General features: G+C 74.0%; 2 protein-coding genes. One reads left to right on the top strand and one right to left on the bottom strand.

Annotated features, from left to right (window positions below):
* Positions 1–115: 115 nt before the first annotated feature.
* The gene (locus tag HW578_RS26890) at positions 116–790 is read right to left on the bottom strand and encodes a cell division ATP-binding protein FtsE (protein ID WP_198373756.1); all 675 of its coding nucleotides are present in this window, start codon (positions 788–790) and stop codon (positions 116–118) included.
* On the opposite strand from HW578_RS26890, the gene HW578_RS28535 reads away from it, so the two are divergent.
* On the top strand, positions 789–1,076 hold a 288-nt coding region (locus HW578_RS28535), incomplete at its 3' end, for a zinc-ribbon domain-containing protein (RefSeq protein ID WP_369407992.1). The genes HW578_RS26890 and HW578_RS28535 overlap by 2 nt on opposite strands.

Raw genomic sequence — 1,076 nt, 5'->3', positions numbered from 1 at the left:
CCCGGCAAGCGCCAGCGCGGCCAGCAGCGCCATCGCGGCCACCAGGCCGAGCAACAGCCGGTCGGCCAGGGCGCGCCGCAGGCCGAGCGGATCGCGCGCGAGGCGGCGGCGGGCCTCAGCCATCGGCGGCCATGCGCCCGGCCTCGAGCGTGAGCATGCGCGCGGGGTGGCGCGCGGGCAGGTCCTCGGAATGGGTGGCGACGACGACGGTGGTGCCGAGGCGGTTCATCTCGACCAGCAGGGCGATGGTGCGCCGCGCCTGCAGGGCGTCGAGCTCGGAGGTGGGTTCGTCCGCAACCAGCAGGGATGGGCGCGTGACCACGGCGCGGGCGATGGTCAGGCGCTGCTGCTCGCCGCCCGAGAGTTCCTCCGGGCGGCGTTCCTCCTTGCCAGTCAGGCCGATCCAGTCGAGCAGGTCGGCGACATCGCTGCGGATGGTGGATTCCGCGGTGCCGGCCAGTCGCAGCGGCAATGCCACATTGTCCCAGGCCGAGAGATGCGCGAGCAGGCGGAATTCCTGGTGCACCACGCCGATGCGCCGGCGCAGCGGCGGCAGGTCCGCGCGGCGGGCGCGCGCGAGCTGGACGCCGAGGAGTTCGACCTCGCCCTCGGTCGGGCGAAGCGCCGCGTGCATAAGGCGCAGCACCGAGGTCTTGCCGGCGCCAGAGGGCCCCAGGATCCAGGTGAAGGAGCCATCGCCCAGGGTGAAGGACAGGTCGCGCAACACCGGCTGACCCGGCCGCCCGTGCGGATCGGGATAGGCAAGGGCCACCCGGTTGAATCGAACCATGCCCTGTTGTGCCTGCCTGCGCGCGGCACCTCAACCGCTGCTTGCGGAGCGGCGCGCGCCGGTTGATATGAATCGCATGCGGATCGCCTGCCCATCCTGCGGCGCTGAGTACGAGGTGCCGGACCGACTGCTGGCCGGCGCGGCGCGATCGCTGCGGTGTTCGCGCTGCGGGGCGGATTTCGCTCTGCCGGAGGGCGCACCTGCGGCCGCGCCGCCGCCATCGCCCGCGCCAGAACCGCCGGCCGAGCGCGCGCCGTCACCGCTGCCCGTCGCTGTGCCCGCGCCC

The sequence above is a fragment of the Roseomonas rosulenta genome (assembly GCF_016106005.1).
GTDB lineage: Bacteria > Pseudomonadota > Alphaproteobacteria > Acetobacterales > Acetobacteraceae > Neoroseomonas > Neoroseomonas rosulenta.
The sequence above is the reverse complement of the archived record's forward strand: the minus strand, read 5'-3'. Positions and strand labels throughout refer to the sequence as shown.